The sequence below is a fragment of the Saccharomonospora marina XMU15 genome, assembly GCF_000244955.1.
Classification (GTDB): Bacteria; Actinomycetota; Actinomycetes; order Mycobacteriales; family Pseudonocardiaceae; genus Saccharomonospora_A; species Saccharomonospora_A marina.
This window is the reverse complement of record NZ_CM001439.1, coordinates 2,674,527-2,696,644: the sequence shown is the minus strand read 5'-3', so window position 1 is coordinate 2,696,644 and position 22,118 is coordinate 2,674,527. Positions and strand designations below refer to the sequence as shown.

The 22,118-nt window shown below is 69.5% G+C and carries 19 protein-coding genes; 11 read left to right on the top strand and 8 right to left on the bottom strand.

Annotated features, from left to right (window positions below; all coding sequences use genetic code 11):
• Window positions 1-170 precede the first annotated feature (170 nt).
• From SACMADRAFT_RS12765 to SACMADRAFT_RS12755, 3 genes are read left to right on the top strand one after another with little or no spacing between them, the layout of a single operon-like run.
• Window positions 171-1,550: an MBL fold metallo-hydrolase gene (locus SACMADRAFT_RS12765; RefSeq protein ID WP_009154236.1), complete on the top strand. Its 1,380-nt coding sequence runs from the start codon at window positions 171-173 to the stop codon at window positions 1,548-1,550.
• Window positions 1,547-2,134: a rhodanese-like domain-containing protein gene (locus SACMADRAFT_RS12760; RefSeq protein ID WP_009154235.1), complete on the top strand. Its 588-nt coding sequence runs from the start codon at window positions 1,547-1,549 to the stop codon at window positions 2,132-2,134. Before SACMADRAFT_RS12765 ends, SACMADRAFT_RS12760 begins: the two co-directional genes overlap by 4 nt.
• Window positions 2,135-2,138: 4 nt before the next feature.
• Window positions 2,139-3,047 (top strand): sulfite exporter TauE/SafE family protein, encoded by a 909-nt coding sequence (locus SACMADRAFT_RS12755; protein WP_009154234.1) that lies wholly within the window; start codon window positions 2,139-2,141, stop codon window positions 3,045-3,047.
• Window positions 3,048-3,060: 13 nt separating this feature from the next.
• On the opposite strand, the gene SACMADRAFT_RS12750 is transcribed toward SACMADRAFT_RS12755, so the two are convergent.
• Window positions 3,061-5,340, bottom strand: coding sequence for a heavy metal translocating P-type ATPase (locus tag SACMADRAFT_RS12750; RefSeq protein WP_009154233.1), 2,280 nt, complete (start codon window positions 5,338-5,340; stop codon window positions 3,061-3,063).
• A 196-nt stretch (window positions 5,341-5,536) separates the two neighbouring features.
• On the opposite strand from SACMADRAFT_RS12750, the gene SACMADRAFT_RS12745 reads away from it, so the two are divergent.
• The 8 genes from SACMADRAFT_RS12745 (at window position 5,537) to SACMADRAFT_RS12710 (ending at window position 15,518) form a co-directional block, all read left to right on the top strand.
• Window positions 5,537-9,232: a nitrate reductase subunit alpha gene (locus SACMADRAFT_RS12745; RefSeq protein ID WP_009154232.1), complete on the top strand. Its 3,696-nt coding sequence runs from the start codon at window positions 5,537-5,539 to the stop codon at window positions 9,230-9,232.
• A complete protein-coding gene (gene narH, locus SACMADRAFT_RS12740) occupies window positions 9,232-10,932 on the top strand; it encodes a nitrate reductase subunit beta (RefSeq protein ID WP_009154231.1) in 1,701 nt (566 codons plus the stop codon). Before SACMADRAFT_RS12745 ends, narH begins: the two co-directional genes overlap by 1 nt.
• On the top strand, window positions 10,929-11,600 hold the full coding sequence (gene narJ, locus SACMADRAFT_RS12735; protein ID WP_009154230.1) for a nitrate reductase molybdenum cofactor assembly chaperone: 672 nt from the start codon (window positions 10,929-10,931) through the stop codon (window positions 11,598-11,600). Before narH ends, narJ begins: the two co-directional genes overlap by 4 nt.
• The gene (narI, locus tag SACMADRAFT_RS12730; RefSeq protein WP_009154229.1) at window positions 11,597-12,331 is read left to right on the top strand and encodes a respiratory nitrate reductase subunit gamma; all 735 of its coding nucleotides are present in this window, start codon (window positions 11,597-11,599) and stop codon (window positions 12,329-12,331) included. Before narJ ends, narI begins: the two co-directional genes overlap by 4 nt.
• Before the next feature lie 129 nt (window positions 12,332-12,460).
• Window positions 12,461-13,063, top strand: coding sequence for a TetR/AcrR family transcriptional regulator (locus SACMADRAFT_RS12725; protein WP_009154228.1), 603 nt, complete (start codon window positions 12,461-12,463; stop codon window positions 13,061-13,063).
• Window positions 13,060-14,229, top strand: coding sequence for an NADH:flavin oxidoreductase (locus tag SACMADRAFT_RS12720; protein WP_009154227.1), 1,170 nt, complete (start codon window positions 13,060-13,062; stop codon window positions 14,227-14,229). The genes SACMADRAFT_RS12725 and SACMADRAFT_RS12720 overlap by 4 nt, the downstream gene beginning before the upstream one ends.
• A gap of 13 nt (window positions 14,230-14,242) precedes the next feature.
• Entirely contained in the window at window positions 14,243-15,016 is a 774-nt protein-coding gene (locus SACMADRAFT_RS12715) for an SDR family oxidoreductase (RefSeq protein WP_009154226.1), read from the top strand.
• A gap of 271 nt (window positions 15,017-15,287) precedes the next feature.
• Complete coding sequence (locus SACMADRAFT_RS12710; RefSeq protein ID WP_009154225.1) at window positions 15,288-15,518, top strand: hypothetical protein; 231 nt, start codon at window positions 15,288-15,290, stop codon at window positions 15,516-15,518.
• Between the two features lie 149 nt (window positions 15,519-15,667).
• Here SACMADRAFT_RS12710 and SACMADRAFT_RS12705 read toward each other — a convergent pair whose 3' ends face one another.
• From SACMADRAFT_RS12705 to SACMADRAFT_RS12675, 7 genes are all read right to left on the bottom strand, one after another.
• On the bottom strand, window positions 15,668-16,201 hold the full coding sequence (locus SACMADRAFT_RS12705; RefSeq protein ID WP_009154224.1) for a YceI family protein: 534 nt from the start codon (window positions 16,199-16,201) through the stop codon (window positions 15,668-15,670).
• A 121-nt stretch (window positions 16,202-16,322) separates the two neighbouring features.
• Window positions 16,323-17,015, bottom strand: a complete 693-nt coding sequence (locus SACMADRAFT_RS12700; protein ID WP_009154223.1) for an MBL fold metallo-hydrolase — start codon at window positions 17,013-17,015, stop codon at window positions 16,323-16,325.
• 62 nt (window positions 17,016-17,077) lie between these two features.
• Window positions 17,078-17,401, bottom strand: coding sequence for a putative quinol monooxygenase (locus SACMADRAFT_RS12695; protein ID WP_009154222.1), 324 nt, complete (start codon window positions 17,399-17,401; stop codon window positions 17,078-17,080).
• 133 nt (window positions 17,402-17,534) lie between these two features.
• The gene (gene groL, locus SACMADRAFT_RS12690; RefSeq protein ID WP_009154221.1) at window positions 17,535-19,223 is read right to left on the bottom strand and encodes a chaperonin GroEL; all 1,689 of its coding nucleotides are present in this window, start codon (window positions 19,221-19,223) and stop codon (window positions 17,535-17,537) included.
• Between the two features lie 35 nt (window positions 19,224-19,258).
• The gene (locus SACMADRAFT_RS12685; protein ID WP_009154220.1) at window positions 19,259-20,296 is read right to left on the bottom strand and encodes an NAD(P)-dependent alcohol dehydrogenase; all 1,038 of its coding nucleotides are present in this window, start codon (window positions 20,294-20,296) and stop codon (window positions 19,259-19,261) included.
• A complete protein-coding gene (locus tag SACMADRAFT_RS12680; RefSeq protein WP_009154219.1) occupies window positions 20,293-21,012 on the bottom strand; it encodes a metal-sulfur cluster assembly factor in 720 nt (239 codons plus the stop codon). The genes SACMADRAFT_RS12685 and SACMADRAFT_RS12680 overlap by 4 nt, the downstream gene beginning before the upstream one ends.
• Window positions 21,009-22,049 (bottom strand): amidohydrolase family protein, encoded by a 1,041-nt coding sequence (locus SACMADRAFT_RS12675; protein WP_009154218.1) that lies wholly within the window; start codon window positions 22,047-22,049, stop codon window positions 21,009-21,011. The genes SACMADRAFT_RS12680 and SACMADRAFT_RS12675 overlap by 4 nt, the downstream gene beginning before the upstream one ends.
• Window positions 22,050-22,118 lie beyond the last annotated feature (69 nt).

The following is a 22,118-nucleotide window of genomic DNA, read 5'->3' as shown; positions in this document are numbered from 1 at the left end:
GAGCCGCCGCGGACACGCCGGGCCTTCGCCACGCGCGGTTGCGCTGACCAGTGGTTTTGATCTATACCCCTCGGGGTAGTGGAAACCAAGCACGGACCTGCGTTATCGTGGTGGGGTCAGATACCCCTTGGGGTATGCAAGACCATCGACGAGCGAAGGGCAAACACACAATGCCGATTGACGTCGAGGTCGTGGAGACCTCCTCCCTTGGCGACCGCAGCTACCTGGCCCATGACGGGCAGGTGGCCGTGGTGGTCGACCCACAGCGCGACATCGACCGCTTCCTGACCGCCGCGGGCAGGTTGGGAGTGCGGATCACGCACGTCGTCGAGACACATCTGCACAACGACTACGTCTCGGGCGGTCTGGCGCTGGCCAAGGTGACCGGCGCTGCCTACCTCGTCTCCGCCGACGACGACGTGGCCTTCGATCGCACCCCGGTGCGCGACGGCGACGAGATCGCCGTGTCCGAGAACATGCGCATCGGCGTGGTGTCCACCCCGGGCCACACCTTCAACCACCTGTCCTACGTGCTGCACGGCACCGAAGGGCCGATCGGCGTGTTCACCGGCGGGTCGCTGCTGTTCGGCACGACGGGGCGCACCGACCTGCTCGGCAAGGAGCACGCGCACACCCTGGCCAAGCACCAGCACGCCTCCGCGCGCAGGCTCGCCGACCTGCTTCCCGACGGAGCGCAGGTATGGCCGACCCACGGGTTCGGCAGCTTCTGCTCCGCGACACAGGCGGACGGCGTCGCGTCCACCATCGGGCGCGAGCGCACCCAGAACCCGGCGTTGCGGCTGGAGGCCGACGACTTCGTCAACCGGACCCTCGCGGGCCTGGACGCCTACCCGGCCTACTACGCGCACATGGGCGTGGCCAACGCCAACGGTGCCGACCTGGTGGACCTCAGCCCACCCAAGCGCGCCGAGGCCACCGAGCTGCGCGAACGCATCGAGGCGGGCGAGTGGGTCGTGGACCTGCGCTCCCGCAAGGCGTTCTCCCACCGGCACCTCAGCGGCACGTTGAGCTTCGGCATCGACGGCCCGATGTCGACCTGGCTCGGCTGGCTGGCGCCGTGGGGCGAACCGATCACACTGCTCGGTGAGTCGCCCGAGCAGGTCGCCGAAGCACAGCGCGAACTGGCCAGGATCGGCATCGACCGGCCCGCCGCCCAGGCCACCGGTAGCCCGGAGCAGTGGGCCGACAGCGAGCAGCACCTCAAGGAACTGCCGGTCGCCACGTTCGCCGACCTGGCGGCCGCCAAGCAGGGCAACCCGCCCAGCGGGTTCCCCTCGCCGGACGTCGTGGTCGACGTCCGGCTCGACAACGAATGGAAGTCCGGCCACATCGAGGGCGCCGTCCACATTCCGCTGCCCGCACTGCCGACGAGCATCGACAAGATCCCCGAGGGCACGGTGTGGGTGCACTGCCAGGGCGGCTACCGCGCCGCCGCGGCCGCGAGCCTGCTCGCCCGCGCGGGCAGGACCGTGGTGTGCATCGACGACAACTTCGGTAACGCCGCAGACCTCATCGAGGAGAACGCATGAGCAGCCCCGCCAACTCGCCGATCAGACTCGACGTCGTGGGGCTGCGGCGGCTGCTGGAAACCGGAGCGGCTCCCCGGCTGATCGACGTGCGCACTCCCGGCGAGTTCAACGGCGCGCACATCCCCGGCTCGTACAACGTGCCGCTCGATCTGCTCCGCGAGCACCGTGCCGAGCTGCGCAACCACCTCGACGAGCAGGTCGTGTTGATCTGCCGCGCGGGTGAGCGGGCGGCGCAGGCCGAGCGCGCGCTGGCCGAGACCGGATTGCCGAACCTGCGCGTGCTCGACGGCGGGATCGCCGCCTGGCTGGCCGACGGTGGCCCGGTGAACCGCGGTGACCAGCGCTGGGAGCTGGAACGGCAGGTGCGGCTCGTTGCCGGGTCCATCGTGCTGGTGTCGGTCCTGGTGAGCATCGTGTTCCCGCCCGCGAAGTGGGTCGCCGCCTTCGTCGGCGCGGGGCTGACGTTCGCGGCCGTGACGAACACGTGCGCGATGGGCATGCTGCTGGCAAAGCTGCCGTACAACCGGGGTCCACGCACCACCGTCGAGGACGTGTTCGCCGCACTGCGGGACGAGCGGTCGTGATCTGATGCTCGTGTTGACCATCGCCGCCGCCGTGTTCATCGGGCTCGCGCTCGGTGTACTCGGCGGCGGCGGCTCGATCCTCACCGTGCCGATCCTGGTCTACCTGGCCGGAGTCGACGCCAAGCAGGCGATCGCCATGTCGCTGTTCGTCGTCGGCGTCACCAGCGCGATCGGCGCGATCTCGCACGCCAGGGCAGGCCGGGTTCGCTGGCGAACCGGACTCGTCTTCGGCGCCGCGGGCATGGCGGGCGCCTACGGCGGTGGGCGGCTCGCGGAGTTCATCCCCGGCGTGTGGCTGCTCGTCGGCTTCGGCCTGATGATGATCGCCACCGCGGTGGCGATGATCAGGGGCAGGCGCACCCGTGGTGGCGCCGAGGCACCGAAGGTCCACGGCGAGATGCCCGTCGGCAAGGTCATCGCCGAGGGCGTCGTCGTCGGGCTGGTGACAGGATTGGTCGGCGCGGGTGGCGGATTCCTCGTGGTGCCCGCGCTGGCGTTGCTCGGCGGGCTGCCGATGGGTGTCGCCGTCGGGACCTCGCTCGTGGTGATCGCGATGAAGTCCTTCGCCGGTCTCGCGGGCTACCTGGCCAGTGTCGAGATCAACTGGCCGCTGGCACTCGCCGTCACCGGCGCCGCCGTCGTCGGCGGCGTGATCGGCGGGCGGCTCGCGGGGCGCATCCCCGAGGGTGTGCTGCGCAAGGGCTTCGGCTGGTTCGTCATCGTCATGGGTGGCTTCCTGCTGGTCCAGCAACTGCCCTCGCAGGTGTGGAGCGCACTCGCCGACCATCCGGTCGCCTGGATCATTCCGGTGGCGGTGGCCGCCGCGGCCGCACTGACCTTCGTCGGCTACCGGCGACACCGAGCCCAGCAGCGCAAGCGCGACGAGATCGACAGGGTCGACGTGGCGTCGTGACCGCCCGACGGCCTCACGACCGCTCGGCGGCCAGGGTGAAGTACGCCTCCTCCTCCTGCGCGAAGTGCAGGGTGAGCACCGCGTCCAACCCGTAGAGCACGGCACGCAGGTCGTCCACCTGGTCGGGCAGAATGCCTTCGGGCGTCTCCGCCAGGTGGCGACCGAGCCGCCGCGCCAGCCGCTGGATCTCGGCGTGGCCCCTGCTCATCGTGAGCGTTCCCTCGTCGGTGCCCAGCACCTCGGCCAGCGCCGGATACAGCTCGGTCTCCTCGGCAACTTCGTGGGGCAGCAGCCGCTCGGTGAGCACCTCGTAGGCCCTGCGCACGGCCATATCGGCCTGCGGGCCCGCGCCGTTCGACAGCGCGTCCGCCGCCTGCCGCACCGCCGCCCTCGCGGGCCCCAACTCCTCGTGTTCGGCGGCGAACCGTCGCAGCAGCGCGTCCGCCTCGTCGTGCCGCCTACCCCGGCTCGGCATGCGCAGCGAGCGCAACGCGTTGGCGATCACGGCGATGTCGATGCCCTCCTGCACGACCGCGCCGAGCACGGGGATCAGCCAGCCGCCCGCCGCGGCGAGCATGGCCAGCAGCGAAAGCGCGGTGCCCGCACCGGCGCTTTGCACCGCGAGCCTGCGCGAGCGGCGCGCTATCTCCACCGCGTCGGCCAGCCGGTCGATGCGATCGTCCACGATCACGGCGTCGGCCGCCTGCACCGCCGCCGTGGAGCCGCGCGAGCCCAGCGCGATCCCGACGTCGGCGGCGGCCAGCGCGGGGGCGTCGTTCACGCCGTCACCGACCATGATCGTCGTGCCGAGTTCGCGCTGCGCACGAACCCGCTCGATCTTGTCCGACGGGCTGGCCTGTGCCTGTACCTCGTCCAGCCCGAGCATCCCGGCCACCTCCCGGGCGTTGTCCACCCGGTCGCCGGTGAGCAGCAGGACATGCTCCACCCCGACCGCGCGCAGCCGCCGCATGGTGCGCGCCGCGTCGAACCTGATCCGGTCGCGCACCAGCAGCGCGCAGGCCAGTTCATCGTCGACCTCGACCCACACCACGCTGGCCAGGTCGAGCCTGCCCCTGCGCGCGGCAGCCCTGGCCCACGCGGGAAGCTCCCGATCGGCGTCGAGCCTGCCCAGGCGCACCGCCCTACCCTGCACCGTGCCCACCGCGCCCCTGCCGGGTTCCTCGCTGACGCCGTCGGCCGACGCGGGCTCGACTCCCGCACGCCGCACCGCGCGCATTACCGCCTCGGCGAGTACGTGCGGGGAGTACTGCTCGACCGCACCCGCCAACCGCAACACCTCGTCGGTGCCGAAGCCGGGGCCGCAGATGATGTCGGTGACCTCCGGCCTGCCCGCGGTCACGGTGCCCGTCTTGTCCATCACCAGCGACCTGGCGTGCCCGAGCAACTCCAGCGCGGCGCCGCCCTTGACCACGACACCTGATCGCGAGGTACGCGACATCCCGCCGGTCACCGCGATCGGGACGGCCAGCAGCAGCGGGCACGGTGTGGCGGTGACCAGCACGGCCACCGCGCGAACCGGGTCCGCGCTGACCGCCCACGCGGCACCGGCGATCAGCAACGCCAGCGGGAGGAACCACACCGCGACACGGTCGGCAAGCCGGGCCACCGGCGCCGTACTCGCGGCCGCCTGCTCGGCCAGTCGCACCACACCCGCGTAGGTACTCGCCTCCGCGGTGGCCACCGCCTCGATGTCCACCGCGGCGCCGGTGTTCACCACGCCGCTGCGGACGGTGTCGCCCGCCTGGCGAACCACCGGGGCGGACTCCCCGGTCAGCGCCGACTCGTCGAACACCCCTTCGATGAGCGCGGTGCCGTCGACGGGCACGACCTCGCCGGGTAGCACCACCACCCGGTCGCCCGCCACCACCCGCGCCACCGGCACCGTCTCGACCTGCCCGCCGCGGCGCAGGTGCGCGTCGTGCGGGGCCCGCTCCAGCAACGCCGAGAGGTCCCTGCCCGCACGGCGGCCCGCCGAGGCCTCCAGCAGCCTGCCGGTCGCCACCATCAGCGCCACCACGGCACCCGCCAGGTACTCCCCCGTCGCGAGTGTGCTGGCCAGCGCGAGCACCGCCAGCAGGTCGGCACCGTAGCGGCGGTTGCGCAGTTCCTGAACGACCCACCAGGTCGCGGGCAGCAACGCGACACCGGTCGCGGCGGCCCACAACGCGTCGGCAACCACTTCCGCGTCGAGCAGCCAGCCGAGGCCACCGCAGGCCAGCAGCAGCGCGACGGCCGCGAGTAGCAGGGTTTCCGGGGACAGGATGCGCCTCACCCACCGCAACCTAGGAACCGCGCTCGCCCCGGCGAAAGGGCTGATGGTCGGCCCGTGCTGGGGACCTTCGACACTGTCCGGACCCGGGCGCCGAATGATCACATGCTGCGCGAGGTTGTCCGCGCCGATACGGTCGAATGCGGCCGGACACGCAGCAGCGGCAGGCGAGCTTGCTCGCCGGAAAGGGGTCGCCACGGTGACCGCCGGAACGAACAAGGGCGAGGGCGCAGCAGGCCTCGACAGCGAACTGGTCGACGCGCTGGTGCGCACCCGCCGGTTCTTCACCAAGGGCGAGGTTTCCGCCGACCTACGCACGCTGCACCACATCGGGGGCAGGCAGGCCGACGAGTTCTACCGCGACCGCTGGAGTCACGACAAGGTCGTGCGTTCGACACACGGCGTCAACTGCACGGGTTCGTGCTCGTGGAAGGTCTACGTCAAGGACGGCATCATCACCTGGGAGGCCCAGCAGACGGACTACCCGTCGGTGGGGCCGGACCGCCCGGAGTACGAGCCCCGCGGCTGCCCGCGCGGTGCCGCGTTCTCCTGGTACACCTACTCGCCGACCCGGGTGCGCTACCCGTACGTGCGTGGGGTGCTGCTCGACATGTACCGCGACGCCAAACGCGAGCTCGGTGACCCCGTGCTGGCGTGGGAGAGCATCGTGGAGGACCCCGAACGCGCGCGCAGGTACAAGTCGGCGAGGGGTCGTGGCGGGCTGGTCAGGGCGAGCTGGGAGGAGGCGGCCGAGCTGGTGGCGGCCGCGCACGTGCACACCGTCAAGCGGTACGGGCCCGACCGGGTCGCCGGGTTCTCCCCGATCCCGGCGATGTCGATGGTCTCGCACGCCTCCGGTGCCCGGTTCGTCTCGCTGATCGGCGGATCGATGCTGTCGTTCTACGACTGGTACGCCGATCTTCCCGTCGCCTCCCCGCAGGTGTTCGGCGACCAGACCGACGTGCCGGAGTCCGGCGACTGGTGGGACGCCGCCTACCTCATCATGTGGGGCTCCAACGTCCCGGTCACCCGCACCCCCGACGCGCACTGGATGGCCGAGGCGCGCTACCGGGGGCAGAAGGTGGTAGCGGTCTCCCCCGACTACGCCGACAACGTCAAGTTCGCCGACGACTGGCTGGCCCCCCGGCCCGGCACCGACGGCGCGCTGGCGATGGCCATGGGGCATGTGGTGCTGCGCGAGTTCTTCGTGGACCGGCAGGTGCCCTACTTCACCGACTACGTCAAGCGCTACACCGACCTGCCGTTCCTGGTCCGGCTGGAGCCGCAGGGCGAGCACCACGTTCCTGGCAAGTTCCTCACCGAAGCCGATCTGGGCGGCGACAGCGAACACTGCGAGTTCAAGACCGTGCTGCTGGACGCACGCACCGGCGAGCCGGTGGTCCCCAACGGCTCGCTGGGTTTCCGGTTCGGCGAGCAGGGCGCGGGCCGGTGGAACCTGGATCTCGGCGAGGTGGACCCGCTGCTGTCGGCGGAGGGTGGCCGGCCGGTGCCGGTGGAGCTGGCCCGCTTCGACGGCGCCGACGGCGCGGGCGGCACGCTGGTCAGGGGCGTGCCCGCGCGCCGGGTCGGCGGGCACCTCGTCACCACCGTGTTCGACCTGTTGCTGGCACAGTACGGTGTCGCGAGGCCGGGGCTGCCCGGCGAATGGCCCACCGGATACGACGACGCGGCCAGCCCCTGCACACCGGCGTGGCAGGAAGTGATCACCGGTGTACCCGCGCGCGCCGCCGAGCGGATCGGCAGGGAGTTCGCCGCCAACGCCGAGCAGTCCAGGGGCCGCTCCATGATCATCATGGGTGCCGGGACCAACCACTGGTTCCACTCCGACACCATCTACCGCGCGTTCCTGGCGCTGACCACGCTGACCGGCTGCCAGGGTGTGAACGGCGGCGGCTGGGCCCACTACGTCGGGCAGGAGAAGTGCCGCCCGTTCACCGGGTGGTCGCAGCTGGCGTTCGGACTCGACTGGGCGCGCCCGCCACGCCAGATGATCCAGACCGCCTACTGGTACCTGCACACCGACCAGTTCCGCTACGACCAGTTCGGCGCCGACACCTTCGCCGCACGCGCAGGCGAGGGGGATCTGGCGGGGCGGACCACCGCGGACGTGCTCGCCAAGGCGGCGCGGATGGGCTGGATGCCCAGCTATCCCACGTTCGACCGCAACCCGCTTGAACTCGCCGACGAGGCGAGGCAGGCCGGGGTTCCCGCAGCCGAGCACGTGGTGTCCGAACTACGTGCCGGGCGGCTGCGGTTCGCCTGCGAGGACCCGGATTCGCCGCGCAACTTCCCCAGGGTGCTCAGCGTCTGGCGCGCCAACCTGCTCGGCTCCTCCGGCAAGGGCAACGAGTACTTCCTCAAGCACCTGCTGGGGGCCGACTCCTCGCTGCGCGCCGAGCAGACCCCGCCCGGCGCGAGGCCGAAGGACGTGGTGTGGCACGACGAGGCACCCGAGGGCAAGCTCGATCTGCTGCTGACACTGGACTTCCGGATGACGAGCACCACGGTGTTCTCCGACGTCGTGCTGCCCTCGGCGACCTGGTACGAGAAGCACGACCTGAACACCACCGACATGCACCCGTTCGTGCACTCGTTCAACCCGGCGATCGCGCCGCCGTGGCAGACCCGCACCGACTGGGCGGCGTTCCAGACCATCGCGACCTCGTTCAGCAGGCTCGCCGCCGACCATCTCGGCACCCGCGAGGACGTCGTGGCCACCCCGCTGTTGCACGACACTCCCGACGAACTGGCGAATCCTCACGGGTCGGTGCGCGACTGGAAGGCCGGCGAGTGCGAACCGGTACCGGGACGCACGATGCCGAGGATCACCGTCGTCGAACGTGACTACACGGCGGTCGGCGCGAAGATGAAGGCGCTCGGGCCGCTGCTCGATTCGCTCGGCGCCACCACCAAGGGCATCACCTACGGTCTCGACCGCGAGATCGACTATCTCAGGCACGCCTGCGGCACGGTGCGCGGCGGCCCAGCCGACGGCAGGCCGTCGATCGCGCGTGACGTGCACGCGTGCGAGGCGATCCTGTCGCTTTCGGGCACCACGAACGGCCATCTCGCCACCCAGGGGTTCACCACCCTCGAAGCGCGTACCGGCACCCCGCTGGCCGACCTCGCCGCCGAGCACGAGGGCAAGCGGATCACCTTCGCCGACACCCAGTCGGCGCCGGTTCCGGTGATCACCTCGCCGGAGTGGTCGGGTTCGGAGTCCGGCGGCAGGCGCTACTCCCCGTTCACCATCAACGTGGAGCGGCTCAAGCCGTGGCACACGCTCACCGGAAGGCAGCACTTCTTCCTCGACCACGACTGGATGGCCGAACTCGGCGAGTGCCTTCCGGTGTTCCGGCCACCGCTGGACATGACGGCGCTGTTCGCCGAACCAGCCGTCGGCGAGACCGGCGAGCTCGGCCTCGCAGTTCGTTACCTCACCCCGCACAGCAAGTGGTCCATCCACTCCGAGTACCAGGACAACCTGTTCATGCTGAGCCTCTCCCGAGGAGGACCGACCATCTGGATGTCCAAAGAGGACGCCGGAAAGATCGGCGTCTCCGACAACGACTGGATCGAGGCGGTGAACCGCAACGGCGTCGTGGTCGCGAGGGCCATCGTGTCACACCGGATGCCGGAGGGAACCGTCTACATGCACCACGCGCAGGAGCGGCTGATCGACGTGCCGCGCGCGGAGACCTCCGGCAAGCGAGGCGGAATCCACAACTCGCTCACCAGGCTGCTCATCAAGCCGAGCCACCTGATCGGCGGGTACGCGCAGCTGTCCTTCGCGTTCAACTACCTCGGCCCCACCGGGAACCAGCGCGACGAGGTGACCGTGATCCGCCGCCGTAGCCAGGAGGTGCAGTTCTGATGCGCGTGATGGCACAGATGGCGATGGTGATGAACCTCGACAAGTGCATCGGCTGCCACACCTGCTCGGTGACGTGCAAGCAGGCGTGGACCAACCGCTCCGGTGTGGAGTACGTCTGGTTCAACAACGTGGAGACCCGGCCGGGGCAGGGCTACCCGCGGACCTACGAGAATCAACAACGCTGGCTCGGGGGGTGGAAACTCAACCGTCGGGGCAGGCTGGCGCTGAAGGCGGGCGGGCGGCTACGCAAGCTGCTCACCATCTTCAGCAACCCGAAGCTGCCCGGCATCGACGACTACTACGAGCCCTGGACCTACGACTACGACAACCTCACCAGCGCGCCGCTGCAGGAACACACCCCCGTGGCGAAGCCGAGGTCGCTCATCACCGGTGAGGAGACCACCATCACCTGGTCGGCCAACTGGGACGACAACCTGGGCGGCGCGCCGGACATCGGCCACCAGGACCCGTTGTTGAAGGACATCGCCGACAAGGTCCGCTTCGAGTTCGAGCAGACGTTCATGTTCTACCTGCCGCGGATCTGCGAGCACTGCCTCAATCCCTCCTGCGCGGCGTCGTGCCCCTCCGGGGCGATCTACAAGCGCAGCGAGGACGGCATCGTGCTGGTGGACCAGGACCGCTGCCGGGGCTGGCGGATGTGCGTGACGGGTTGCCCCTACAAGAAGGTGTACTTCAACCACCGCACCGGCAAGGCCGAGAAGTGCACGTTCTGCTTCCCCAGGATCGAGGTGGGGCTGCCGACGGTGTGCGCGGAGACGTGTGTGGGGCGGCTGCGCTACATCGGCCTGGTGCTCTACGACGCCGACCGCGTCACCGAGGCCGCGGCCACGCCCGACGAGCAGCGGCTGTACCAGGCGCAGCGCGAGATCCTGCTCGACCCCGACGATCCGGAGGTGATCGCGCAGGCCGAGCGCGACGGCATCCCCTTCGACTGGCTGGAGGCCGCGCGGCGCTCCCCGATCTACAGCCTGATCAACACCTACGAGGTGGCGCTGCCGCTGCATCCGGAATACCGCACCATGCCGATGGTCTGGTACATCCCGCCGCTGTCGCCCGTCGTGGACGTCGTGCGCGACACCGGACACGACGCCGAGGACCCGGACAACCTGTTCGCGGCGATCGAGGCGTTGCGCATTCCCGTGGAGTACCTGGCACAGCTGTTCACCGCTGGAGACGTCGAGCCGGTCAACGCGGTGCTGCGTCGCCTCGCGGCCATGCGCTCCTACATGCGCGACATCAACCTCGGCCGCGAACCCAGGGAGCAGATCGCATCGGCCGTCGGGATGACCGGCGAGCAGGTCTACGACATGTACCGGCTGCTGGCGCTGGCGAAGTACGACGAGCGCTACGTCATCCCGCCCGCGCACGCGGAGCAGGCACACGGCCTGGAGGAGTTGGCCACCGAGTGCAGCCTCGACTACGAGGGCGGCCCCGGTATGGGTGGCTCCGGGCCGTTCGGGGAGTCCTCCGGAGGACCGTCCCCGATCGCGGTGGAGAACTTCCGGATGCTGCGCGACCGGCAGACCGTCGACACCCCGGCGGCGCCTGTCGACAAGGGCAGCAGAGTCAACCTGCTGAACTGGGACGGCAAGGGGCGCCCTGACGGGCTGTTCCCGCCGCAGGACCGAGAACGGCCGGGCGGCGGCGACCCGGCAGGCGAGACGGAGCCCAAGCCATGAGAATCGGTCGACGCCCGCAGGCGTCCCACAGCGAAGCACCGCGCATCACCGATCACGAGCGGACGGCGGCGTGGCAGGCCCAGTCGCTGCTGCTGAACTACCCCGACGAGCGACTGCTGGAACATCGCCCGCTGCTGCGCTCGGCGGTGAGGGCGCTGCCCGACGCGCTCGGTGAGCCGCTGGCGGGCTTCCTCGACCATGTCGACGCCACGCCGCTGACCGAGCTGGCCGCCGACTACGTGGCGACCTTCGACCACAAGAAGCGGTTCAGCCCCTACCTCACCTACTTCGCCTACGGCGACACCCGCAAGCGGGGCATGGCGCTGTTGCGGTTCACGCACGCCTACCGTGCCGCGGGCCAGCGGCTCGACGACGGCGAGCTGCCCGACCACCTGGCGGTGGTGCTGGAGTTCGCCGCGACCGTCGACGCCCGTATCGGGCAACGGCTGCTCACCGAGCACCGTGCCGGGTTGGAACTGATCCGGCTCGGGCTGCACGAGGCAGGCTCGCCGTGGGCGGGCGTGCTCGACTCCGTTCGCGCGACGCTGCCACCGCTGGGCAGGCGCGAGCACGAGGCGGTTGCCAAGCTGGTGGCGCAGGGACCGCCGGAGGAGGAAGTCGGCCTCGAACCCTACGCGACGGCTACCGATCAGGGAGTGAACCAGTGAATCTCTCCGGGCTCGACATCCTGCTGTGGGCAGTGGTGCCCTACGTGGCCATCGCGGTGTTCGTGGTCGGCCACATCTGGCGCTACCGCTACGACAAGTTCGGCTGGACGACGCGGTCCTCGCAGCTGTACGAGAACCGGTTGCTGCGGCTGGGCAGTCCGCTGTTCCACTTCGGCATCCTCATCGTCGCGGTGGGACACGTGGCGGGTCTGCTGATCCCCAAGTCGTGGACACAAGCCGTGGGCCTGAGCGAGTCCGCCTACCACTTCCTGGCGGTCGCTCTCGGGGTGGTCGCCGGTTTCTGCACTCTCACCGGCGCCGCGATCCTGGTCTACCGTCGCCGCACGGTGGGGCCGGTGTTCTCCGCGACCACCCGCAACGACAAGATCATGTATGTGCTGCTGGTGGGCACGATCCTGCTGGGGCTCGGCACCACCGTGCTGGGCAACCTCACCGCGAACCCGCACGACTACCGCGAGACGGTCTCGCCGTGGTTTCGGTCCATCTTCTACTTCCAGCCACAGCCGGAACTGATGCTGCAAGCCACGCTCGGGTTCCAGCTGCACGCGCTCGCGGCGTGGGCGCTGTTCGCGTTCTGGCCGTTCAGCAGGCTGGTGCACGTGTTCTCGATGCCGCTGGGCTACCTGACCCGGCCCTACATCGTCTACCGCAGCCGCGAGTCGAGGCTGGGCAGCCGGGCTCCGCGGCGGGGGTGGGAGCGCGTGCCGTAACGCAGAACTCGCGGGCAGCAGCGCAGAACTCGCGGGCAGCAGCGGGGGACTCGCGGGCAGCAGCGGGGGACTCGCGCGGAAATCAATCAGTGATTGACTGCGGGGTGCCCGGTGAGGTGTACTGCTGCCATGCTGAACACCTCAACGGGGCAGTCGGCGCGCGATCGCCTGCTGACCGTGGCCGAACGGCTGTTCCTGGAGTCGGGGTACGACAAGGTGTCCGTGCGGGCGATCAACACGGCGGCGGGCATGAACCCGGCCGCCGTGCACTACCACTTCGGTTCCAAGGACGCACTCGTGGCAGCGCTACTGGAGAGCCGGATGGCACCGGTGTGGCAGGACCGGCTCAGCGACCTGCTCGAGCGTCGCGACCAGGGCTGGACGCCTGCGGTCGCGGAGTTGGTCGACGTCGTGCTCACCCCGCTCGCCGACCTGACCGCCGATCCGATCGGCAGGCTGCACGTACAGTTGCTCGCGCGGTTCGTGCTCGGGCGCAGCGAGCTGGAGTGGACCTCGCGCTGGTTCAGTTTGCAACCGTGGGTGGCACTGCTTCGGGCGGCGAGGCCGGACCTGTCCGGCAAGGAGGCCGCACGCCGCTGGATCCTGGCGTTCGACCTGATCCTGCAGTCATTCGGAGCCCCGCTTACCACCTTCGGCGCAGTGGGAAGCTCGGGCACCGCCCACGTGGACACGGTTCGCGCCTTCGTCACCGCCGGGCTGGACGCACCGTGACCGCCCCTGACGTCTTCTCCCCCGGGCAGCTCGGCCCGGTGCGGCTGCGCAACCGGATCATCAAGTCCGCCACGTTCGAAGGCGCCACTCCACGCGGCGTGGTCACCGACGAACTGGTCGACTTCCACGTCCGCCACGCCGAGGGCGGGGTCGGCATGACGACGGTCGCCTACTGCGCCGTCGCACCGGAAGGCCGCACCGACCGCCACCAGATCCTGATGACCGCCGACGCTGTCGCGGGCCTGCGCGGGCTCACCGATGCCGTGCACGCCACCGGCGCGGCGATCAGCGCGCAACTCGGTCACGCAGGCCCGGTGGCCAACGCGGTGTCCAACCGGCTGCCCGCGCTCGCCCCGTGGCGAAGGATCAGCCCACTGAGCCTGCGGCTCACCAGAACCGCGGGCAAGGCCGACATCGAACGGATCGTGCGAGCCCACGCCGAGGCCGCCGTGTGCGCCGCCGAAGCCGGCTTCGACGCCGTCGAGCTCCACTTCGGACACAACTATCTCATCAGCTCGTTCCTCAGCCCGAAGCTGAACCGGCGTGACGACGAGTTCGGCGGCGCGCTGCGCAACAGGGCACGGCCCGCTCTCGAGGTCGCGCGCGCGGTGCGGGCCGCGGTGGGCGATCGGATCGCCGTCACCGCCAAGCTGAACATGGACGACGGCGTGCCGGGCGGATTCTGGCTGGAGGAGAGCATCGAGGTCGCGCAGTGGCTGGAAAGCGACGGCAGCCTGGACGCGCTCGTGCTCACGGCCGGAAGTTCGCTGCTGAACCCGATGTACCTGTTCACCGGCGAGGTGCCGCTTCGCGACTTCGCCGCGCAGTTCCCCGCGCCGCAGCGGCTGGGCATCCGGCTGGCGGGCAGGGCGTTCCTGCGGGAGTATCCGTATCGTGAGGCGTACCTGCTGGACAGGGCGCGGCAGTTCCGCAGAAACCTGCGCATGCCGCTGATCCTGCTCGGCGGGATCACCGAGAAGTCCACGATGGACACCGCGATGGCGGAGGGATTCTCGTTCGTCGCGATGGCTCGCGCCCTGCTGCGGGAGCCGAACCTGCCCCGGCTGATCGAGGCCGATCCGGGCACGAAATCGGCGTGCATTCACTGCAACAAATGCATGCCCACGATCTACGACGGCACCCGTTGCGTCCTGGTGCCACACTGAGGAGGAACAAATCGTGTCCCTTACCGTCGTCACCGGTTCGGCCTCGGGTATCGGAGCGGCCACGCGTGCGGCATTGCTGGAGGAGGGCAAGGATGTCATCGGTGTCGACCTGGCAGGCGCCGACATCACGGCGGACCTGAGCACCAGGGAGGGCAGGCGCGGCGCCGTCGAGGCCGTCCTGCAGCGGTGCGGGGGCACGCTCGACGGCCTCGTACTGTGCGCGGGACTCGGGCCGCATGTCGACGACGCCGAACGTATCGTGGCCGTCAACTACTTCGGCACGATCGCGATGCTGGACGGGCTGTTCCCCGCGCTGCGCAAGGGTGATCACCCCGCCGCCGTGGTGGTTTCGTCGGTCTCCTCCACGCACATCACCTGGGACGACAACCCGCTGGCCGCTGTCGTGGAGTCCGGCGACGAGGCAGGTGTCGGCCCGGCTCTCGAGGTCGGCGGGGAGTACAAGGGCCAGTTCGCCTACGCCGGGTCGAAGAACGCGCTCACCGTCGCGGTGCGCAGGCGCGTCGCCGAATGGGGTGCTGCGGGGGTGCGGCTCAACACGGTCGCCCCGGGTTCGGTGGAGACCCCACTGTTGTCGCAGGGCATGGCCGACCCTCGCTACGGCCAGGCCATCAGGGACTTCGTCGCGCCCATTCCACGGCACGCCAAGCCCGAGGAGGTGGCCACCCTCATCAGCTACCTGCTGAGCCCGAAAGCCGGATTCGTGCACGGTTCGCAACTGGTGATCGACGGCGGTGTCGATGCGCTGCTGCGCCCTACCCGTTTCTGATCGCGTTCGCGCGGGCCGGGAAGATTGCCCGGTCAGGGCCCGCGAAATTCGCGAACAATCGGTGATCAGGAAATTGTCGACACCCCTTCGTTGAATTCCTTTCGCATTATCGAACGCGGGTCTTCGAACGTCACCCTTCCCTGTGACCGTCCTTCTCGTACGGCGATTCTGGTGTAGGGTTTTGCCGTCAGCACAGTGCAAACAGCCCTGCCGATCCGGCGATGCTGTCGAGGTGTGCAAGGGGCGAAACGCGGACGCGAAGGGAGCCGTCGTGACCAAGCGTGCCCACGATGTCCATGTCGGTGACCGGATCACCTACCTGGCGAGCACGCCCGCGACCTGGCGTGGGCTGTGCAGGCACGGCACGGTCGTGGCCAATCCGATCGCCGATCCCTATACCGCCGTCGTCTGGATTCCCACCCAGCCGGACGAATCCGCCGAGGACACCGAGCCGACGTGGGTTCGCCACGACCGTGTCGTGGACGTCGCCTCGGTGGAATAGCGCCGATTCGCGACGGCCGCGCGGTGTCAGATCGTGACGGCCACCGATATCGTGACGGCGGTTCATATTTTTTCGCACCGGTCGGGTCGCACCGAAATGCACGGGGCGCGGCCACGCGGAAAATCCCGACCGTGCCGGCGGCCGGTCGATCAATCACGTTCCGCCGTGACGTCCAGCAGCATGGTCTGCCACCTGCCCGTCATTGCCTTCATGGCGGTGATCGCGAACGCGTACCGGTCGATCCGGCAACTCGCCGTCAGCCGAACCGTCGTCGCGTCGGCTTCGGAGCTGTCCACCCGCAGTTGGACGGGTGCGGTGCTTTCTCGGACGGTCAGCGTCCCGTGCAACAACAGCGCCCCTTCGGACTCCTCCAGCCGGTCGGAGGCGAAGGTGATGTGTGGGTGTGCCGTCGCGTCGAGGTAGGTCGGCGAACGCAGCATCGAGTCCCGTGTCGAGTTGCCCGTGTCCACACTCGCCGCGGCGATCGTCGCGCGGGCCGACGAACCACCGACCGGGTCCGCCACGTGAATCAGGCCGTCCTCGATACGAAAGCTGCCGCGTACCTTGCCCAGCCCGAACAGGTGGCTGGTGGTGAACGAGACGGTCGATCGGCCGGGCACTATCCGGTACTTTCCCTCGGCGGGGAACTGGATGCCGGTGATCTCCGGGTGCGAGGTACTCATGCGGCACAGCTTGTCCGGTGAGATACGGTGGCGCATCACCCGCCGGGGTTGCGATCTGCGCCGCCTGACCGGCGTCGGCCTCGGTCGCCTTGCCGGGCCGCGCCGCGGCCACGTGCTCGGCTCAGCCAAGCTTCTCCGACGCCGCGCGCAGTACCGAGGACGCCGCGGCGGTGACCGGCTCCCCGTGTCCGAAGCAGGCGATGGTCGGGTCGAGCCGCGCAAGCCTGCGCATCGACTCGACGGCTCGCTCCCGGTCGAGGTTGAACACTCCCAGCATGACCTCTCCCCCGTGCTCGGCGATCGTGTCACCGGTGAACAGCACCCCCTGCGAAGGCAGGTGCAGTGCGATGCTTCCGTCGGTATGGCCGGGAACCGACAGCACCCGCGCGCCACCACCGAAGTCGAGGACCTCACCACCTCGCAGTTCGCGATCCACATCGGCGGGCGGGCCGGCGAGGTGGCTACCGACCCGCTCGAACAGCGGACGTTCCCAGTCCTGCAGCACCGGGGCAGGCGCGGGGCACTCCCCGCGCACGTAGCGTGCGTCGAGCCGGTGCGCGAGGACCGGCGCTGCGCACCACTGCCGGATCTCGGCGAGTGAACCGGCGTGGTCGCCATGGAAGTGTGTGAGCACGATGCGGTCAACGGTCACACCGCGTGGCGCCAGTTCGGCCACGGCCGACCGAATCGGCGAGCCGTGGCCGGCCGGACCGGCATCGATCAGTGTCAGGCCGTCGTCGTCGCGCCACAGATAAGCCTGGCCGACGTCGAATCGCAGCAGATACAGCCGGGCCGTGACCTCGATGATCTCCATGGCCGCAGCGTATGCGGCCGGGGCAGGCCGGTGGCGAGAATCCGCTTACGGCGAACCCCGGTTCAGGCCGGGGTCACCTCGGCCATGCGCGCCCAGCCGTCGCCGGGCACCTCGACGTTCACGATCCGAGGGGTCTGCGCGACCACGTTCGGCAGCCACGCCATCGCGGCCTTGAAATGGGCGGACTCGACGTGCTCCTTGCCCGCCTCGGCCGAGGCGAACGCCTCGAGCAGCACGAACTCGTTGGGGTCGGCCACCGAGCGCGACCACTCGAAGAAGAGGTTGCCCTGCTCCGCTCGGGTGGCCTGGGTGAACTCCTCGATCCGGTCCAGAAAGGTGTCGGCGTACTCGTCTCGCACGGCGAACTTGACGACGATGAAGATCACGCCTGCCTCCCACGGTCACGATCTGGCTCTGGCGTCGGCGGGTCGTTGCTGGGTCGCTGGTAGGTGGTTGGTAGGTCGTGGTCCGGGACCCGCGACGTACCCGGACCACGACCAGCTCACGGTCGGCTTCCACTCAGCCGACGGACGGGCCGAGCCCGAGCGACTGCGGGGTGCTCGCGTCCGGCGACGGTTGCCGCAACCCTTCGTCGAGCGGGCCGAACTCCGTCATCAGCGCCGGGCTGCCACCCCACGGTGTCTGTTCCTCGGCCACGAGCGTGTTGGTCGTCAGCAGCAACCCGGCAACCGAGGCACCGTTTTGCAGCGCCGACCGCACCACCCGCAACGGGTCGATGATGCCCAGCGCCACCATGTCGCCGTAGCGGCCTCGCAGCGCGTCGAACCCGTCGTCGACGCCCTGCCGCCCCACGTGCGCGGTCACCTCGTCGGCGTCGTAACCGGCGTTGGCGGCGATGAGATACACCGGGTCGCTGAGGGTGCGCCGCACGATGTCCACGCCGGTGGCGTAGTCCTCGTCGACGTCGAGGTCGTCCAGCGCACCGGCGGCGTGCAGCAGCGCCGCGCCACCGCCTGCGACGATCCCTTCGGCCATTGCCGCCCTGGTGGCCGACAGCGCGTCCTCCACCCGGTGCTGCAGTTCCTTGAGCTCCGAGGGCGTGTGCGCCCCCACCCTGATCAACGCGACCCTGCCCGACAGCGCGCCGATCCGCTCGGTGAGCACGTCCTCGTCGGCGCCGAAGGTCGCGCGCTCCAACTCCGCCCGCAGCTGGGCCAGCCGGAAATCCACCCGGTCGGCGGTCGCGCCCCCGATGATGTTGGTCCGCTCGGCGGTCACCCGAACCTGCCTGGCGCGGCCGAGGTGCTCGGTGCCCATCGTCTCCAGCGTCAGACCGGAGTGCCTGCTGTAGACGGAGCCGCCGGTGAGCGCCGCGATGTCCTCCAGCTTGTGCAGCCTTCGATCACCGAATCCGGGCGCGCGCACGGCGACGCACTTGAACACCCCGTTCACGTGGTTGTGCACCAGCATGCTCAGCGCGGTGCCCTCGAGGTTCTCCGCGATGATCAGCAGCGGCCGGGGCGCCTTCATGATCTTGTCGAGCAGCGGCATCAACTGCTGCACCTTCGTGATCTTCTCGCTGCACAGCAGGATGTAGGGGTCGTCGAGCACGGCCTCGAGGCTGCCGGGATCGGTGACCATGTAGGGCGAGAGGTAGCCGTTGTCGATCTCGAAGCCCTCCACGAACTGCACGGTCATCCCAGGCTCCGGGGACTCGTCCACGGTGACCACACCGGTATCGCCGACGGTGTGCAGTGCCTTGGCGATGACGGACCCCACCGCGTCGTCGTCGTTGGCCGAGATCGCCGCCACCCGCGCGAAGTCCTGCTCGGTCTTCACCGGGTGCGCGACCGACCGCAGGTGCTCCACCAGCCGGTTCACGGCGAGGTCGATACCGCGCCGGATCAGAACGGGGTTGCCGCCCTTGGCGATGGCGGCCATGCCCTCCCTGATGATCCCGTGCGCCAGCACGGTCGCGGTGGTGGTGCCGTCGCCGACGACGTCGTTGGTCTTGATCGCGGCTTCCTTGACCAGCTGGGCACCCATGTTCTCGAACTGGTCCTTGAGGTGGATCTCCCGCGCGATCGTCACGCCGTCGTTGGTGACGACGGGCGAGCCGGTGATCTGCTCGAGGATGACGTTGCGTCCCTTGGGCCCAAGCGTCGACTTGACCGACTCGGCCAGCTTGTCGACACCCGACAGCAGCAGGTCGCGCGCCGTGGGGCCGAACCGCAGTTCCTTCGCCATTTACGTCACTGCCCTTCTGTGCGAACGAAAGCCGATCAGTGTGCCGTGTCCGGCACGAGGATGGCGCGGCCACGTACCCGACCGGCGTCCAGATCGGACAGTGCGTCGATCGCGGCGTCCAGTGGGTACTTCTGCGTGTGCAGCCGCACCTTGCCCTGCTGTGCCAGCACCATCAGCTCGGCCAGGTCGTTGTAGGTCCCCACGAGGTTGCCGACCACGTTGCGCTCGGTGGAGATGATGTCGATCGTGGGGATGTCGATGTTGCCGCCGTAGCCGATGACGAAGTGCGAGCCGCCGCGCCTTGTCATGGCGAAGGCGTCCTGCTGTGCGCCCTGCTCGGCGACGAAGTCGAGTACGACCTCCGCGCCGTTGCCTTCGGTCAGCTCCTGCACCGCGGCCACGTGCTTGCCGTCGGCGAGCACGGTGTGGTGCGCCCCGAGTTCGGCTGCCAGCGCGAGCGCCTCGGCGTTGCGATCCACCACGACGATGGTGGTGGCCGTCAGCGCGGCCAGCGACTGGATGCCGATGTGGCCGAGCCCGCCCGCACCGTTGACCACGCACGTGGTGCCCGGGTACAGCGACGGCACCGCCTTGCGCACCGCGTGGTAGGCGGTGATGCCCGCGTCGGCGAGCGCGGCCACGTCCTCAGGGCGGGTGCCGCTTTCCAGCTTGACGCACGCCCTGGCGGAGGTGAGCAGGAACTCGGCCATGCCGCCGTCGCTGTCGATGCCGGGGAAGGAGTTCGCGCGGCAGTGCATGTCGTCGCCCGCGCGGCAGGCCCGGCACAGCCCGCAGGTGGGAGTCGGGTGCAGGATCACCGGGTCGCCGACGGCGACGTTGGTCACCGCGGAGCCGATCTCGTGCACCCATCCGGCGTTCTCGTGGCCGAGCGTGTACGGCAGGGCGACCCCGGACTTCTCCTCCCACTGCTGCTCGATGATGTGCAGGTCGGTACGGCACACGCCGGCGCCACCGATCCTGACCACCACGTCGAAGGGTTGCTTGGCCCTGGGTTCGGCGACGTCCTCCACCACCGGCCTGCTGTGGTAGCTGTGCAGTCGTACCGCCTTCATCTGCTTGCCTCCGATTCCGGGTACCTGGTGTGCAACAGGCCGCGGCAGAACGCGGCATTGCCGTCGATGCTCACCCGCACCGTCCTGGCGAACCTGAGCCGGGCAGGTGCGTCTGCCGCCGATATCGGCGCGCCGTCGTCGTCGAGCAGCAACGGCGACTCCGGCTCGGTCGGCAGGCCCAGCGCTCCTCGGCGGCGCAGCAGGCTGTCACGCTCGGGCGAGGACGGCACGTCCGCCAGCCGCAGGCCGGCCAGCGCGTCGATCTGCCAGCCCTGTGCCAGCAGCCGGGCACAGGCTCGTTCCAGACCCGCCGCGTGGGCCTTGCGCTGGAAGGTTCGCCGCAGTTCGGCCAGCTCGCCGACCGCCTGCTCGGGGAAGGTGCCCGAGAAGCCCGCGGCCCGCGCCACCCCGGCGTTGATCTCGTCGGCGGCGAAGTGATCCTCCAGCCGCACGTCCACCTCGCTCACTCCCGCCACGTCCGTCACCGCGTCGTGGGCGTCGGCGACCATCAGGTAGGCGAAGTTCGGCGCGCAGAAGTAGGTCGGCAGCCGAAGCCGCACCCGAACCCGCCCGCCGTCTTCTACATCGGCTTCCCGCACGAACCCGAGTTCGGTGATCGGCTGGTCCAGCTCCGGGTCGCGGACCGTGCCGAGCGCCTGCCACACCCTCGACGAAAGACCCGGCGCCGAGCGTGCCGAGACCGCGCGGGAGCTCATGCCGGCACCGCGGGCGCCGAGCCGACCGCCTCACCGCTGTCCGCGGGCTCGGGGCGCACCCTGGCCTCCTCCGGGACCGGGATGTCGTACAGCGCGGCCGCGTTCAGCCCGAGGATCTTCTTCTTCACGTCGGTGGTGAGCTGCCCGTACTCGTCCTGCATGTCCTGCGGTATCTGGAAGTCCACGAACCTCTCCACCAGCCAGGTCGGTGACCAGATGGCGTAGTCGCTGGCGAAGGTGAGCCGGTTCTCGTCCAGCCAGTACAGCAGTTCGCCGAGCACCCTCGCGAAGTAGCGTGGCCGGGTGTGGATGAACGGCATCACCACGGCCAGTCCACCGTAGACGTTGGGCTCCTGGGTGGCGATCCAGCAGAAGTCCTCCAACCTCGGCAGCCCGACGTGCTCAATGATGAAGTTCAGGTCGGGAAACGCGGTGGCGACGTCGTCGACGTCGGCGACGTCGAAGGCATCGCGGTTGAGCGGGTAGATCGTCGGGCCCTTGTGGATGTGGATGTTGCGGATTCCCAGTTGCCTGCACTTCTCCAGATACCGGTAGGACCAGTCGTCGGTGAGCTTCCAGCCCTTGGACTGCCCCTTCCATTCCGCGGTGTAAAGCTTCACTCCCCGCAGCCCCCAGCGCTGGGCGAGCTGCTCGAGCCGGTCGAGCCCGGCCTCGCCGTCACGCGGGTCCCACGAGCCGTTCACGATGAACTTGTCGGGGTGCCGCTGCGCGATCGCGCCGTCCTGTTCGGTGGTGTTGAAGCCGTTCACGAAGAAGTCGGTCAGGTAGGTCGGCTGGAAGATCGCCTTGTCGACGTAGCCGATCTCGAACAGGTCGTGCATCAGGTCGGCTTCGGTGTACTTCTCGAACTTCTCCAGCGGCCAGACCCACTCCTGCGGGCTGAGGTTGCGTGAGTAGTCGTAGAAGCACTCGATGAAGCCCTTGCCGTACCGGTTGGCCTGGTTGGCGGGGCTGCCGTCCCAGAAGTGCACGTGACTGTCGACGATGAAGTAGTTCTCGCCGTCCTTGGTGTACATCGCCTGACGCCTCTCTGTGTGTCGCGGTTTTGGGGGAAAGGGGTCGTGAGTGGACAGTGGTGGATCCGC

Coding starts and splice junctions, on each gene's coding strand:
- SACMADRAFT_RS12765 (WP_009154236.1), top strand. CDS start 171: ATGCCGATTGACGTCGAGGTCGTGGAGACCTCCTCCCTTGGCGACCGC.
- SACMADRAFT_RS12760 (WP_009154235.1), top strand. CDS start 1,547: ATGAGCAGCCCCGCCAACTCGCCGATCAGACTCGACGTCGTGGGGCTG.
- SACMADRAFT_RS12755 (WP_009154234.1), top strand. CDS start 2,139: ATGCTCGTGTTGACCATCGCCGCCGCCGTGTTCATCGGGCTCGCGCTC.
- narH (WP_009154231.1), top strand. CDS start 9,232: ATGCGCGTGATGGCACAGATGGCGATGGTGATGAACCTCGACAAGTGC.
- narJ (WP_009154230.1), top strand. CDS start 10,929: ATGAGAATCGGTCGACGCCCGCAGGCGTCCCACAGCGAAGCACCGCGC.
- SACMADRAFT_RS12725 (WP_009154228.1), top strand. CDS start 12,461: ATGCTGAACACCTCAACGGGGCAGTCGGCGCGCGATCGCCTGCTGACC.
- SACMADRAFT_RS12705 (WP_009154224.1), bottom strand. CDS start 16,201: ATGAGTACCTCGCACCCGGAGATCACCGGCATCCAGTTCCCCGCCGAG.
- SACMADRAFT_RS12700 (WP_009154223.1), bottom strand. CDS start 17,015: ATGGAGATCATCGAGGTCACGGCCCGGCTGTATCTGCTGCGATTCGAC.
- groL (WP_009154221.1), bottom strand. CDS start 19,223: ATGGCGAAGGAACTGCGGTTCGGCCCCACGGCGCGCGACCTGCTGCTG.
- SACMADRAFT_RS12685 (WP_009154220.1), bottom strand. CDS start 20,296: ATGAAGGCGGTACGACTGCACAGCTACCACAGCAGGCCGGTGGTGGAG.
- SACMADRAFT_RS12680 (WP_009154219.1), bottom strand. CDS start 21,012: ATGAGCTCCCGCGCGGTCTCGGCACGCTCGGCGCCGGGTCTTTCGTCG.
- SACMADRAFT_RS12675 (WP_009154218.1), bottom strand. CDS start 22,049: ATGTACACCAAGGACGGCGAGAACTACTTCATCGTCGACAGTCACGTG.